11 protein-coding genes are annotated in these 14,062 nt (G+C 55.7%); 5 read left to right on the top strand and 6 right to left on the bottom strand.

The genetic code is table 11. The features are described from left to right. Nucleotides 1–8: 8 nt before the first annotated feature. The gene (locus DK366_RS14100; RefSeq protein ID WP_109126181.1) at nucleotides 9–1,115 is read left to right on the top strand and encodes a site-specific integrase; all 1,107 of its coding nucleotides are present in this window, start codon (nucleotides 9–11) and stop codon (nucleotides 1,113–1,115) included. Between the two features lie 460 nt (nucleotides 1,116–1,575). Here the strand turns inward: DK366_RS14100 and DK366_RS14095 are convergent, their stop codons facing one another. The 5 genes from DK366_RS14095 to DK366_RS14075 all read right to left on the bottom strand — a co-directional run bounded on the left by DK366_RS14095 (nucleotide 1,576) and on the right by DK366_RS14075 (nucleotide 9,906). Then, complete coding sequence (locus DK366_RS14095) at nucleotides 1,576–4,662, bottom strand: type I restriction endonuclease subunit R (RefSeq protein WP_232821049.1); 3,087 nt, start codon at nucleotides 4,660–4,662, stop codon at nucleotides 1,576–1,578. A 7-nt stretch (nucleotides 4,663–4,669) separates the two neighbouring features. Further along, entirely contained in the window at nucleotides 4,670–5,791 is a 1,122-nt protein-coding gene (locus DK366_RS14090) for an anticodon nuclease (protein ID WP_109126179.1), read from the bottom strand. Nucleotide 5,792: 1 nt separating this feature from the next. Beyond that, entirely contained in the window at nucleotides 5,793–6,938 is a 1,146-nt protein-coding gene (locus tag DK366_RS14085) for a restriction endonuclease subunit S (protein WP_109126178.1), read from the bottom strand. Continuing rightward, nucleotides 6,935–8,491, bottom strand: coding sequence for a type I restriction-modification system subunit M (locus DK366_RS14080; RefSeq protein ID WP_109126177.1), 1,557 nt, complete (start codon nucleotides 8,489–8,491; stop codon nucleotides 6,935–6,937). Before DK366_RS14080 ends, DK366_RS14085 begins: the two co-directional genes overlap by 4 nt. Nucleotides 8,492–8,955: 464 nt before the next feature. Then, complete coding sequence (locus tag DK366_RS14075) at nucleotides 8,956–9,906, bottom strand: hypothetical protein (protein WP_157956538.1); 951 nt, start codon at nucleotides 9,904–9,906, stop codon at nucleotides 8,956–8,958. Nucleotides 9,907–10,123: 217 nt separating this feature from the next. Between DK366_RS14075 and DK366_RS14070 the strand changes: the two genes are divergently transcribed. Genes DK366_RS14070 through DK366_RS14055 form a run of 4 tightly spaced genes read left to right on the top strand, consistent with a single transcriptional unit; the run spans nucleotide 10,124 to nucleotide 11,943 of the window. Next, nucleotides 10,124–10,588 (top strand): hypothetical protein, encoded by a 465-nt coding sequence (locus DK366_RS14070; RefSeq protein ID WP_109126175.1) that lies wholly within the window; start codon nucleotides 10,124–10,126, stop codon nucleotides 10,586–10,588. A 31-nt stretch (nucleotides 10,589–10,619) separates the two neighbouring features. Then, nucleotides 10,620–10,925, top strand: coding sequence for a hypothetical protein (locus DK366_RS14065; protein WP_109126174.1), 306 nt, complete (start codon nucleotides 10,620–10,622; stop codon nucleotides 10,923–10,925). Between the two features lies 1 nt (nucleotide 10,926). Then, the gene (locus DK366_RS14060) at nucleotides 10,927–11,430 is read left to right on the top strand and encodes an HAD domain-containing protein (RefSeq protein ID WP_109126173.1); all 504 of its coding nucleotides are present in this window, start codon (nucleotides 10,927–10,929) and stop codon (nucleotides 11,428–11,430) included. A gap of 15 nt (nucleotides 11,431–11,445) precedes the next feature. Further along, entirely contained in the window at nucleotides 11,446–11,943 is a 498-nt protein-coding gene (locus tag DK366_RS14055; protein ID WP_109126172.1) for a hypothetical protein, read from the top strand. Nucleotides 11,944–12,469: 526 nt separating this feature from the next. Here the strand turns inward: DK366_RS14055 and DK366_RS14045 are convergent. Then, entirely contained in the window at nucleotides 12,470–13,612 is a 1,143-nt protein-coding gene (locus DK366_RS14045; RefSeq protein ID WP_157956537.1) for a hypothetical protein, read from the bottom strand. Nucleotides 13,613–14,062 lie beyond the last annotated feature (450 nt).

Here is a 14,062-nt window from a genome sequence, read left to right as displayed (position 1 = left end):
GTTGTGGCATGGCCACCTTTCGCAAGCGCGGTCGGTATTCGTGGGAAGCACAGGTAAGGCGACGTGGATGGCCAGCGCAGACCAAGACCTTCGACACCAAGGCGGAGGCAGAGGCCTGGGCCGCCATGATCGAGTCGGAGATGAACCGCGGCGTCTGGCTCGATCGTAGCGAGGCTGAGAGCACAACACTGCATGCATTACTTGACCGCTACGAGACCGACGTCATTCCTGCCCTGAAGGGAGCGGTGCGCGAAAAGTCGGTGCTGCATCTTTGGCGCCAGACATCATTGGCAGCGCGCACCGTGGCCACCATCCGAAGTGGCGATATTGCGCAACAGCGCGACAGTTGGCTGGCAGATGGACTGGCTCCGGCAACCGTACTGCGGCGCCTCGCCAGACTTTCGCACTTGTTCAACGTTGCCAGAAAAGAGTGGCACATGGAGAGCCTCTCAAATCCAGTGGACCTAGTGCGCAAGCCCATCGTGGCGAATTCCAGAACGCGTCGGGTGGCGGCGGACACGGCCGGTCCGCGCGGCGATCGAACAACAAATGAACTCGATCGCATCATCGCCGCCAGCGAGTCAGAGCTTCTACCCGCAGTCGTCACGTTGGCTGTCGAGACCGCAATGCGCCGCAGCGAGATTGCAGCACTACATTGGGAACACATCGACCTTGATCGCCGCGTTGCATACCTCCCAGAAACAAAGAACGGCAACTCGCGTGAAGTGCCGCTCTCACTGGTTGCCGTGGCCACTCTGGCCGCGCTGCTTCCAGGCAAGGGCGTTACTGGTCGGCGCAAGACCCCAGCGGTCCCGGCCTCGTTGCATGGTCCCGTGTTTTCGGTTCACCCGGATGGAATCACCCAAGCTTTTGAACGGGCTCTTCGGCGCGCTCGAGCCGTGTACGAAAACGAATGCAAAGAACACAAAACACGACCCGCCCCTGCCTTCCTCTGCGATCTACGCTTTCATGATCTGAGGCACGAGGCAACGTCACGCCTAGCGTCGAAGTTCCAGCTCCACGAGCTTGCGAAGATCACTGGGCATCGCGATACCCGGATGCTGCTCCGCTACTACCACCCCGATGCGGGAGAGCTTGCGAAACGGTTGGGCTGAGAATGTGCCATACGTCGGCATAACCGTGTCATGTGATTTCAAGATTTTTGGCCGACATGAACGTTCGGGACCTAGAAGTCGAATGTTCGAATCATGCCACCCCGACCAATGTTTTCAATGATTCAGGCCACTCTCGCCGAGCGGCCTTTTCATTTGTCCTGCAAAAGGTCGAACACCTCAGGCTACCTTTGGCTCGTCACTTACAGGCGTTGCGCAACTATGTGGCAGTCCCCAGCCGATGAGTCACGGGCGGGTGATCAACAATATAAAGAACTGCACCATGACGGATGCGGCTCTGCTGGGCTCTGCCGACTGCACACTTGCTGGATGTATCGCACGGAGCGTAGGCGAGTCGCGCCGCTGCGCTTCGAGCCGCCTCGCTGGCAAGAACTTCGCGACTGAAATTGACCCGGTGTGTTCACCAAATCCCAGCGGCATCGAATTTCACTATGCGCCGAGCCTATATCTGTCCACCCACGCCTTTAAATTTCTCCACATAGGCGGCGATCTTCTGGAACACGCTCTGCTTCTTGGTCAGATATTGCGGATTCAGCGGGCTCATCTTGGGCAGCACGGCGTTCAGTTCCGTGCCGTTGTCGCTCGCAAATTCCCGTTTGAGTGAGGTGGTGATGTAGCGCCTTGCCGCCTCCGCATTCAGGTTCTCGGTGTCTATCAGTTCTTGCGCCTCGCGCTGCTGCTCCGCTTGAGCAAAAGTGAAGAAGGCATCGATCACGCTGGCCTTGTCGCCAATCCGGTCCAGATCGGTTTGGTTGATGAAATCGACTACCAAGCTCTCTTTCGCGCGGTTGCCCAGGCTGGCGCGAATCACGCGGCGCACTTCATCCACCAACTCCGACTTACTCTTGACTTTCTTGTTATGCTCGAAGATCAGCTCCAGGATGTAGTCAAGATTGATTTCCTGCGATTTGAGCAGGTCTATCTCAAAAACCACATCGCCCCAGTCGATGGTGGATTTATCCTTGCCTTCCCCCGCTTTTTCACGTCGCAGCCAGTCGCGCACGTCGTTGTATGTCGAACGGTAATCCTGAATCTTCCGCTCTGAAGGAAGCGTGATGGCTTGCAGTGAGATCAGATCGTCATCGCTCAGGTAGTGCTTAGCCTTGAACGCCTCCATCGCAGCGGAGTCGTTCATATCGACGCTTTGCAATTCCTTCAGGCTGGCGAACTCGTCGTAGTTTTGAAGCACGTTCTCCACACGCAAATACTCGCCAAACAGCTTGGCGAAGGCCTTCTTGTCAGCTTCTTTCTCAATGGCGGCAGGATCAGGGAAACGGGTTTCCAGCTCCTTCACCACTTCCACAAAGCCACGCCGTGCTTCACCGGTGGCCGCATCGGTGAAGCCTTCCATGTACTCCTTATAACTCTTCTCCAGCACCACGTTCTTGGTATTCTTGTCACCGAACAGGGTGATGGCATCAATGGTCGCCTGCTCCAGATCGCGGAAGGTGACGATGTTGCCGAAGGTCTTGGTGGCATCAAAGATGCGGTTGGTGCGCGAATAGGCCTGCATCAGCCCGTGATAGCGCAGGTTCTTGTCGACAAACAGCGTATTGAGCGTGGGAGCATCAAAGCCGGTCAGGAACATACCAACCACAATGAGCAGGTCAATCTCCTTGGCTTTAACCTGCTTGGCCAGGTCGCGGTAATAGTTCTGGAAGCCGTTGCTGTCCACGCTGAAATTGGTTTTGAACAGCGCGTTGTAATCATCAATCGCCGCGCTCAAAAACTCTTTAGCACTGCTGTTCATGGCCGACACATCAAAACTCTCGTCCTGAATGTCACCGATCGCATCCTGCTCCTCGTTGGCAGCGAACGAGAAGATGGTGGCCACCTTCAGCGGTTTGTCGATGTCCTTCTGTAGCTCCCTGAAAGACTCGTAGTACAGCTTGGCGGCGTCCACGCTGCTGACCGCAAACATAGCATTGAACCCTTTATTGCCCGCATGCAGGCGGTGGGTTTTCTGCCGGTAATTGTTCAGTATGTACTGAGTGATCTCGCGGATGCGGTCCGGGTGCAGCAGGGCTTGCTTGTTCTCCGCTGCGCTCAGCTTCTTCTCGTCCTTCTCGGTTTCAACGGCTTTGAACTGCGGGCGAACATCGTTGTAGTCCACCTTGAACTTCAAGACCTTCTCATCGCGAATCGCATCGGTGATTACATACGAATGCAGTTCACGTCCAAACACGTTGGCAGTGGTTTCGGCGCCCAGCGCGTTCTCAGGAAAAATGGGCGTGCCGGTAAAACCGAACTGATAGAACTTCTTGAACTTCTTCTTCAGGTTCTTCTGCGCCTCACCAAACTGGCTGCGATGGCACTCGTCAAAAATGAACACCACTTGCTTGCTGTAGATGGGCAGGTCAGCCTCGCTCTTCATCAAGTTGTTGAGCTTCTGGATGGTGGTGACGACAATCTTGTTGTCGTCCTTGTCCAGGTTACGCTTCAGGCCCGCCGTGCTGTCCGAGCCGTTCACGCTATCCGGCGAAAAGCGCTGATATTCCTTCATGGTCTGGTAATCCAGATCCTTGCGGTCCACCACAAAAAACACCTTGTCGATGAATTCCAGCTCGGTGGCCAGACGTGCCGCCTTGAAACTTGTCAGCGTCTTGCCCGAGCCCGTGGTGTGCCAGATGAAGCCGCCACTTTCCGTGTTGCTCCAGTTCTTTACCTGATACGCGCTGTTGATCTTCCATAGGATACGCTCGGTGGCGGCAATCTGGTACGGGCGCATCACTAGCAGGGTGTTGCTGACATCGAACACCGAGTAATGCAACAGCACATTGAGCAGGGTGCGCGTCTGGAAGAAGGTGGCGGTGAAGTCCTTCAGGTCCTTGATCAAGCCGTTATCCGACTTCGCCCAGTTCATGGTGAAGTCGAAGCTGTTCTTATTGCGTGCCGTGGTGTTGGCGAAATACCGGCTGTCAGTACCGTTGGAGATCACAAACAATTGCAGGTACTTGAACAGCGAATGCTCGCTGTTGAAGCTCTCCTTGCTGTAGCGGTGTACCTGATTGAAGGCTTCACGAATCGCAACGCCGCGCTTTTTGAGCTCCACCTGTACCAGCGGCAATCCATTCACCAGAATCGTCACGTCATAGCGGTTGGCGTGGCTGCCAGTCTGCTCGAACTGCTTGATCACCTGCACCTTGTTGCGGGCAATGTTCTTCTTGTCCAGCAAGTAAATGTTCTGGATACGTCCGTCGTCGAAGACAAAGTCGTGGACGTAGTCGTCGTGGATCTTGCGGGTCTTCTCGACGATACCGTCGCTGGGCCTATCCAGCCAAGTCTCAACAAAGCGCAACCATTCGCCGTCAGCAAACTGCACGCTATTGAGCGCTTGCAGCTGGACGCGCACATTCGCAAGCAAAGCGTCAGGCGTGTTCAGGTCGGAAAGGTACTCATAACCCTGATTCTGCAAATCCTGGATGAATTCCCGCTCTAGATCGCTTTCGCTCTGGTAGCTTTCTGCAACCTTCCATTCCTGGGTGTATTTATCCAGAACGATGAAGTTGTTCGATTCGGCGATCGCCATGCTGCACTCAGGCATTTTGTTCTTCCTGCTTCCAGAAGCCATAGCTGCTCTTCAAGTGGTCGAGCAACAGTTTGACCGTCGCGCTCTCTGCCAGCGTGGGCTGTGCAACTGCTTCATTGGACAGCGTGCTGTGGCTAGTGAAATTGATGATTCGGCTGTAGTAAAGCTGCTTGTCATCCGGCAAGAGCTCGGACCACTTGGGGTAACCCAAAAAGCTGGCGGTCTTCTCGTAAAGATTACGCAGCAGGGTGAAGTGGAACCGCTCGACCTTGCTGTCAGCAATGGCCTGTTCGACGGTCTGCAGCAGGTGCAAATGATAGGAAAAGCTCTTGTTGGAGTCGCCAAGCTTCTCAGTGAGCGCGAAGCTGCCATCTTCGAAACGCTCCAGCATGTAGCAGGCCTTGTTGCTGAACTCATTGAACAGCACGTTATAGAACAAAGGGCTGTGCGTAGTGATGATGAATTTCAGGTCGGACTGGCTTGATTTTATCAACCCCGCCAAGTTGACCGCTAGTTCGATCAGGTGATTCTCGTCGAGTGAGCTCACAGGGTCGTCAACAAAGACGTGTGTCAAATTGTTGAAGACTTCGGTGGAGCGGTCGGCGACTTCGGCGATGTTCAGTTCGGAAACCACCTGCTCCAGAAGAGCATTGAAAATGCTCCAGATGAAGTTACTTTCCTCGCCCTTGGAGATTTTAATGTGAGGCTCTTGCTGATTATTGCCGCGCTCGAACGAAAAACTGACCGATGAGAAATCCGCACTGAATTGCGGCGTCAACTTTTCGCTCGTGTAGCGCTGAAAGGTAGTAGTAACGCTTTGGTCCTGGCCTTGCTCTTCCAGCACCCATTTGGTGAACGCATTGGGTTGAATCTTCAGCTTCGGCTCAGCATCCAGCCCCAGGTCGTTGTCCCAGTAAAATAAGTCTTCGGTAAAGGCGCTGTAATATAGAATTTTTTTGTCGGCCAACTCCGACGACGGCGCGTCATCACTCTCCGCCTTCGGCGCAACCAGCTGCTTGAACTCCCGCGACAGGCGCGTCTTGCCGGTACCATTGAAGGCATAAATGAGTTGTACCTTCTTGTTGACGTCTTTCAGCTGCTGAGCGATTTCGGTGAGCGTCTTGCCCATGTTATGCCTCTACCGCCTCTGGCTTGGGGAAGCTCAGCAGCAGGTCGCGGTAATACGCATATTGCTTCTGGCGCAGCTCTATTTCGTGGGGCAGGCCTTCGCTGACAGAGTTGGTTAGGACGTCGAATTTGTCGAGGATGGCGACGATGCGGGATTGTTCGGTGAGCGATGGAACTGGTATCGGAAAATTTAAGAACATAGGCCTTCGAAGCGAGGTGACAGATGAACTCACTGAAGCTTTTTGTATGTACCCGTAAAAATGTGATGCCAACCAGTGATATACAAACCTCGGCTCCACTAGTGGTCCTGGGACGATGCGGTACGCTCGTTGGTGCAGCGCATACTTACCTTGCGCATAGTGAAATACTTTCCCTACTCCGGCGCCATCCCCGGCAGTGATGATTGCAGTTTCATCAAAATCAAACACGTTCAGCTTTAGCGGTTCACGGCCGCGCGCATAAAAAATATAGTCGCCGTCCTCAATGGCGTCTTGTGTGTCATGACTGCCCGTGCCAATTTCCGCCACTTGTCCCATCGTCTTCCACTCCACTTCCCTGTCGTCAAAACTCAACAACTGGTCGCGGTAGTGCTTGTATTGTTTTTTGCGGGCGGCCAGCTCGGCGGTCAGCTCGGCGGTCAGCTCGGTAAAGGTGTCCAGTATGCGGACGATCTCGACCTGGATTTCCAGCGATTTCCGAGGGTTTTCTGGGCAGGGGACGGGGAGAGGAATCTTTACCATCTCCCCTTTTGTCAGCTTGGACCTATCTTTGTTTGCTAAGTAAGGGATGAAATCAACGATATGCAAATAATGGTAGAGAAACTTGGTGTTTAGCCATTGCTTTCCACGCACAACATGCACGTGATTATTTGCCCAAAATTTTCCAGTTGCGTATTGAATAGAGTAATTTTCCAGGCTCGCCGAGCCATCTTCCGCGATTAGGATATATTCTCCGTCATGGGTATAGCCGTTCACGTAGTCCTGGATATTATTCGCGCCGTAATAAGGAGTTTTACCAGTCACACGTAGAGAAGCCTTTACTGGGCGCCTTGCAGCATTCGCCACCTCAATAAAGCGCTCATCTCCCAATACCGTCCACTCCACCGCCACCCCACCCAGTAGCTTGTCCAAAAAGCGCGCACTGCTCATACCTTGAGCTCCTCGCCTTCGATCTTAGTGACAATCTCATCAATGTCCTTGCGCAGCTCGTCGATCTTCGCGACGGTGGTTTTTAGCTCAGCATTGAGGTGGGCGATATCTATCGCTTCACGAGTGTCTTTGGCGTCGACATAGCTGCTGACCGAGAGGTTGTAGTCGTTGGCGGCGACCAGCTCAAATGGCACCGACATCGCGAAGTGATCGACATTCGTCTTGCTGTCGAACACCGCCAGGATTTGGTCGATGTGTGTATCCAGTAGCACGTTGTTGTTGGCTTCCTTCTTGAACAGCCCGCTGGCGTCGATGAACTGGATGTTGGTGTTGGTTTTGTGTTTGGACAGCACCAGGATGTTCACGGCGATGGTGGTGCCGTAGAACAGGTTGGGCGCCAGCGAAATCACCGTCTCCACATAGTTGTTGTCCACCAGGTACTGGCGAATTTTTTGCTCGGCACCTCCCCGGTAAAAGATGCCGGGAAAGCAGACAATCGCCGCACGGCCTTTGCTAGAAAGGTAGCTCAGCGCATGCAGCACAAAGGCAAAGTCGGCCTTGGACTTGGGCGCGAGTACGCCTGCTGGGGCAAAGCGTTCGTCATTGATCAGCGTGGGGTCGTCGCCGCCTATCCATTTCACCGAGTAGGGCGGGTTGGAGACGATGGCATCGAAGGGTTTATCGCCGCCGAATTGCGGTTCGACGAGGGTATTGCCGAGCTGGATGTTGAACTTGTCGTAGTTGATGTTGTGCAAGAACATGTTCATCCGCGCCAGGTTGTAGGTGGTGTGGTTGATTTCTTGCCCGAAGAAGCCGTCTTCGATGATGTGTGAATCGAAGTGCTTTTTGGCCTGAAGCAACAGCGAGCCGGAGCCGCAGGCCGGGTCATAAATCTTGTTGACGCTGGTCTGCTTGTGCATGGCGAGCTGTGCGATCAGCTTGGAGACATGCTGCGGTGTGAAAAACTCGCCGCCCGATTTGCCGGCATTGGCGGCGTAGTTGGAGATGAGGAATTCGTAGGCGTCGCCGAATAGGTCGATGTGGCTGGCGTCAAAATGCCCGAAATCCAGTTCGGCCACACCCTTGAGTACGGCCGCCAGACGGATGTTCTTGTCCTTGACGGTATTGCCAAGGCGGTTGCTGGTGGTGTCGAAGTCGGCAAACAGGCCCTTGATGTCTTGCTCTGACGGATAGCCGTTGGCGGAGGCTTCAATGGCGGCAAAGATGGCGGCCAGATCGGTATTCAGGCTCTCGTTGGTGTTGGCGCTGGCGGCAACCTTGGCAAACAGCTGGGTGGGATAGATGAAGTAGCCTTTGGTCTTGATGGCGTCGTCTTTGATGTCTGCCGTGATGACGCTGTCGGTCAGCTCAGCATAGTTGACGCTGTCGTCACCGCCTTCGATGTAGCTGGCGAAGTTCTCACTAATGAAGCGGTAGAACAGACTACCCAGCACGTACTGCTTGAAATCCCAGCCATCCACGGCACCGCGTACATCGTTGGCGATTTGCCAGATTCGGCGTTGCAGTTCGGCGCGTTGTTGGGCACTGGTCATTCTATTATTCCTGTCTTGATCCACTTGGTTAGGCTCAAGCACGAGGCCAAGCCAATGAAAATGTGTCGCTGGGGCAAGTTGCCTGGGTCCTATCTCGCGTGCCTGATGGCCTGCGGTCTGTTAGCGCTCACCGAAAACAGACTACTTCTGCGCGTTGAGAATTGACCAAAGATGACGATCGATGAAGAGATCTCTTGGCATGGTTGAAAGTTAGCGTCGACCTGACAGGACGCGCAGCCGCTACTCCTGCCAATCCCGATTGAGTTCGATGGCTTCGTTGCTCTACAACCATCACCATCACCATCAGCTTTTTTTGCTGACCAAGTAAAAGCCGTTTAGCCTCTAGATCGGGCATTTGGCAGCAAGCTTGAGTCTCGGCTTTTACTACAACGTCCATCACCATCAGCTTTCCTTGTCAGCTCGAGAGGCCTTGGACAGCGCGTGCCGCGCCATATGGCCTCTGATCACTCGATTTCGTCACCGTCAAATTCGTAGACGTCGGATGGGCTGCCCTTTAGCAACACGAGTGCCGTCGTCTCCTCCCCGGGAATTTCACCTGGGGCCAGTGGTCGCTCGTAAGGGTTGTCGACACGCAGATGGGCCGCCTCTACGTGCTCTACATCCCACCACCTGTTATCGCGCTCCTCGAACACGACATGCGCGTGCCTTGGAAGCTTTGATAGGGCATTGATTAGATCATCGACAGTCAGGCTCGCCGATCTTTGGTGCCCCTCAAGGGCGCTGCCCTCAGATTGGGCTGCTTCCGTCTCGGGGGGCGAGATCGCCGGGCGTGCCGGCTCGGCCCCAACATCCAGCGAGAGCTTCTCGCTGTCCAACAGACGAACAGCATAGCGGGCCAGCGAAATAACCAACTGACTCACTGCGCCCACGCCATCGCGCTGCAAGCGTGTCAGGACGTCTTTGGGGATGGATATCTGAGTGAGCTGAGCGTCCACTCGGGGCTGTCGCTCCATTTGGACAGCAAGCAAATGCCCGTCCCGCGGCGCCGAGCTGAGACGTGCGTTAGGCCACAGGTCATCCAGCGATTGAACAAATTCCTGTTTTGCCTTCCCCCCGAGATGATCTGGAATGGCTCTGGTAGCCGCCACCGACGTTGGCACAGGCCCCTCGTGGACGTCGGCGCGCAAGGTTAGGCCCTCACCATCCAGCCAAGCGATGGCCTGACGAACAAGGGCCATGAGGACCTGATTAGTGCTGCCAAGGGTTTCAAACCGCAGGCGGCCAAGGAGCTCTTGGGGAATGGCCACCTGAAGAGGCACATGCCCAGACCGAGACGGACGCCCCGTGACGACTACTAACAGATGGTCCGATCGCGGGCGAAGCGCCAAGGGCGGCAGACCCGTGTCGTTCTCGGCCGTGGACGCTTCGCCCTTGGCGCTATCGATGCCACCCATAGCCCACCCCAAAGCTATCAATGCCATCAGTGTAATCCCTGCCCTCTTTTCCGTCTGCCTGAATCAAATTGCAATGCATAACCATCAATGATTGTTTTAATTGTATTGATGGTGATAGCTTGCCACTGAACTAGTCGCATCAATGGATCAGCGAGCTCGCCAGACCAGGCTAGTGACCGCGTCAACCCATAAGGCAGTTTCTGAACAAGGGCGTTAAATGGCTCTTCGCACAATCACCGGCTATCTGGCCAGCTTGGGTTCCATCGAAGAAAACCAGAACGGCGCTCGGTATTACTCGTATCTGCGCTTCAACACCGAAAGCGGAAGCGACGGCTACTGCGAGGGCGTGATGACGTTACCCGTCCTGGATTCCCTACTCCGGGATCGCGACGCCCAGACTTTCTTCTTCGCCGAAGTCCGCTTTCCTCGATTCTTTGGCAGCGCCAAGCGACATGTGCTTTACGCCGTCCGGAGTCAGGGGCGCACGACAGAAGCCGTAGAACAAAGTTGTCGTCTGGTGTCACAGCAAAAGGTCGAAGCGTTCAAGCTGCTTTTCTATGGCCTGTTCCTGCTGCCGCTCTATGGATTTGGATTGCTGCTTTGGATTTGGGCGGCGAGGCTGTTGGCTGTGCGGGTGCCTGCCACGGCCATGTCGCAGGAGTTACGGCGCTCCTCGACCTGAGCTCACCGTGATTCCAGAACAGGCAGCTTTTATGAACGAGGAAAACAGCAAGCACCTCTGCGCGGATTATCCCGAGCTCTACGGCGCCCAATTTACATTTGCTTGCCCGGACAGCTGGGCTCCACTGCTTCGCGAATTCAGCAAAGAACTGCTACAGCACATCCGGGCCACAGGACTCACTGTGACCATCGCTGACGTCAAGGAAAAGCACAACGAGTTAAGGATCTATGCGGACGGAACGGATGCAGTGGCTGATGAAATCATCGAAAACGCTGAGCAACGCTCTCGGCAAATTCCGGCAGAGGAATACCCCTACCTGAGCCGGCAGGGACTCTGACGTGGTGATCATCTACCTCGATTTTGATGGCGTCCTTCACCACTACGACGTCTATCTCGACCAACGCAACCGGGCCGTCCTCCGCGGCATGGGCACTCTGTTCGAGTACGCCTCTCGACTTCAAAGCATTTTGACGCCCTACCCCGACATCAAGATTGTGTTGTCGACGAGCTGGGTAAGGGTCAAAGGCTTTCGGTATGCAGCGGAACGGCTTCCTGAAGGTCTGCGAAGCCGGATCATTGGCGCGACATGGCACAGCAAAATGGCCGAGGACGATGAACTGCTTTTTTGGTGGCTGAATCACTCAACCCGATATCAGCAGATTGTCAGAGACGTCCGCCATCGCATGCCTGAAGACTGGCTGGCACTTGATGACGATGCCGAAGGCTGGCCAGCGGAAGCCAAGCGTCACCTCATTACGTGCAACCCGATCCTCGGGTTGAGCGAACCCGATGTCCGGATGGCGCTCGAACATCGGTTGGCCCGGATGTCCAAGAACCGCTGACAGACCTGCGCCGCTATGTTGATCTTTCTCGATACCGAATACACCGACGAATACCGGCGGGAGCTGGTGAGCGTTGGCATGGTCACCGAGGATGGTCAGCGTTCGATCTACCTGGAGCGCACCGACTTCTCGCGTACCTCGTGCAACCATTTCGTCGTGGCCAACGTGCTGCCACATTTGGGCGAAGACGCTGCAGCGCTCTGCACCCTGCCGGAGTTTGGCCACCTGCTGCACGCCTGGTTTCGGGTATTGCCACGTCGCGTGCAGTTGGCCAGCGATTCGGCCATCGACCGCGACCTGCTACTGATGGCCATGGGCGGCACCCTGCCGGCCAACGTGAACCGGGTGCTCTATGACCTTCGCCCGCTGATTGATACGACCGTGTACGACACGGCAGTGGCTCGCTACCACGAGCATCCCGCCCATCCTTGGCATCACGCCCTGCACGACGCCCTGGCGCATCGTGCGGGCTGGCTGGCGTGGATGGATCGCAACAGCACAGGGACGACGTAGTCATGGGTCTGTTCTTAGATTGCGAGTGGGCGGATGTACTCGCCTCGGATTTGGTGTCGCTAGCTCTTGTCAGCTTGGATCTCCAGCACGCTTTCTACGCCGAGCGCGATCCTTTGCCTGTCGACCCGACGCTGTGGGTGAAGACCGTGGTTCATCCGCTGTTTGATCGGGGCCCACGGCCATGAGCGAGGCGGTGATGACACGCCGGCTTCGTGAGTTCCTAGCCAGCGTGGAGCGCTCCCTGATTTGCTACGACTCCGGCGCCGATCGCGCCTTGTGCCAATACGTCATCAATGGCTTTCAAACGCCCAAGCTACGAGCCGGTTCCGGCGGACTTACGCTGGCAATTTTTCGAAGACATGCGTGAACCTATGGTCCGATGGTGGGGAAGCCATCTCGAAGAGCAGGCGCGTGTCACCATGCACTTGTCGACGCGCACGCCCCACGGTCCGCCTGTCTGGGCCTCTGGGGTATGTGAACGTGGGAAGCGGTTTATGCGTCTCGTAACTCGATTCTGGTTTTGTGCTCAACGAGCCAAGCTCGATGCCGGCCGATGGCCGGTGGCTTTGCGGCTATTCCGGACTGTGGCCACTTCGCTGGCCACGGCAGTGACGCCCACGTCGCCCTCACCTACGGCCCTGCGGCCGTAGTGCTGGCTTGCCGTCGCATTGCTGCCATGGCCCACCAAGGCAGCAATTTCCTCTTGCGAGCGTGATCCAGACTTCGCATTGGCCACAAACTGGTGTCGAAAGCTGTACATGGATGGGTAGCGCTTGCGCTTGCCAAGGCAGCGCCGCACCACCTTGCCCATATACAGGCGAAGCTGATGCATATGGCGATCGAAGTCATACTCAGGGTCGCTCTCAAAGTTCACGAGCATGTGCAGCATCTCGTCCAGGTGGCCGATCTGCTCCGGCGATAGCCCGTTCAAGAGCAGATGACGGTGCGATCCGTTGGCTCGGCCGTTGGTGTGCTTTGCATTACCGACCCTGAGGGCAAGACTCCCGCGAAAGTCGACAAGCCCTGCCGACTTCCACTCGGCAGGGCGCAGTCCCACCAGTCGATTCGCCCTCAAGAAGGTCAGCAACGCGTTGGCATGTCGGTGACCACGTATGCCGCCAATACGCGATTCCAGATAGCTGGCAACAATCTCGAAATCCACGGCAGGAAAGGCTTTCGCCTTCAGACCTGACGTCCGACCACTCTGCTTCAGGCAGCCTGATTGACTCTCCGCTCGTAGCCTCGCGATCGCCTCGTCCAATTCCTCGACCACAATACCCTCAATCGCTGCCTCACGCTCTTCTTCGAGCACGAACAGGAGCGAGCTCTTGTATTGGCGCCAAGTACCACGCGAAATGGCCTTCTTCTCCAGATGGCGGAGTGTCTCCCGTCCCGCCGACATGACCGATTTCGTAGCCAGATCCCGACTTGCCTCCCGCCGATCAATCAAGTGCTCAACGAGCGCCAGAGGTGACACCAATCGTGGGTTTTTGACACCAAGTGGTTTAGCCACCTGACGGCGAATCTGATCTACCCGGCGCCGATAGTCGTTAATTGTTTTCGCAGTCCGATTCGGTGTCATAGCCCCTGCCTGGTGGCGCACTTGGCCGCGCCTGTTGACGATGGACCGCACTCGTTTTCTGGAAGCGTACTTGGTGCCGAGGATCATATCTGCTCCCCACGTTACTTATACTCATAGAACTCGCATAAGTAACGCTCTCCGTCTGGCACCGAACGAATCATCTGCGAAAACATTTCGCGCAAAAATGGAAGCGACTGGGCCAACCATGGCCCACTTATTTCGATGATGTCATTGCGTTGGGCCAACGTTGGCCCAACGTCACCTTCGTGGGCCAAATCTGAGCCAGCTTGTCAATTTGACTGGGTCAACGGTAGCCCGCCGATTTCGACAATGTCATTGCATTGGGCCAACGTTGGCCCAGCGTCATGTTCGCGTGCCAAATCTGGCCCAGCTTGAACATTTGACTGGGTCAACGGTGGCCCACCTACTCCGGCAACGCCAATGCCCTGGGCCAGCGGTGGCCCAGCGAGAAACCTCATGGACCACATCTGGCTCAATTAGACGATTTGACTGGGTCAACGGTGGCCCACTTACTTC

This window comes from Dyella sp. C11 (assembly GCF_003121485.1).
Classification (GTDB): Bacteria; Pseudomonadota; Gammaproteobacteria; order Xanthomonadales; family Rhodanobacteraceae; genus Dyella.
Note: the sequence above shows the minus strand (reverse complement) of the source record. Positions and strands in the feature narration are given on the sequence as shown.

Coding starts and splice junctions, on each gene's coding strand:
- DK366_RS14075 (WP_157956538.1), bottom strand. CDS start 9,906: ATGGGTGGCATCGATAGCGCCAAGGGCGAAGCGTCCACGGCCGAGAAC.
- DK366_RS14045 (WP_157956537.1), bottom strand. CDS start 13,612: ATGATCCTCGGCACCAAGTACGCTTCCAGAAAACGAGTGCGGTCCATC.
- DK366_RS14085 (WP_109126178.1), bottom strand. CDS start 6,938: ATGAGCAGTGCGCGCTTTTTGGACAAGCTACTGGGTGGGGTGGCGGTG.
- DK366_RS14080 (WP_109126177.1), bottom strand. CDS start 8,491: ATGACCAGTGCCCAACAACGCGCCGAACTGCAACGCCGAATCTGGCAA.
- DK366_RS14055 (WP_109126172.1), top strand. CDS start 11,446: ATGTTGATCTTTCTCGATACCGAATACACCGACGAATACCGGCGGGAG.
- DK366_RS14100 (WP_109126181.1), top strand. CDS start 9: ATGGCCACCTTTCGCAAGCGCGGTCGGTATTCGTGGGAAGCACAGGTA.
- DK366_RS14065 (WP_109126174.1), top strand. CDS start 10,620: ATGAACGAGGAAAACAGCAAGCACCTCTGCGCGGATTATCCCGAGCTC.
- DK366_RS14095 (WP_232821049.1), bottom strand. CDS start 4,662: ATGGCGATCGCCGAATCGAACAACTTCATCGTTCTGGATAAATACACC.
- DK366_RS14090 (WP_109126179.1), bottom strand. CDS start 5,791: ATGGGCAAGACGCTCACCGAAATCGCTCAGCAGCTGAAAGACGTCAAC.
- DK366_RS14070 (WP_109126175.1), top strand. CDS start 10,124: ATGGCTCTTCGCACAATCACCGGCTATCTGGCCAGCTTGGGTTCCATC.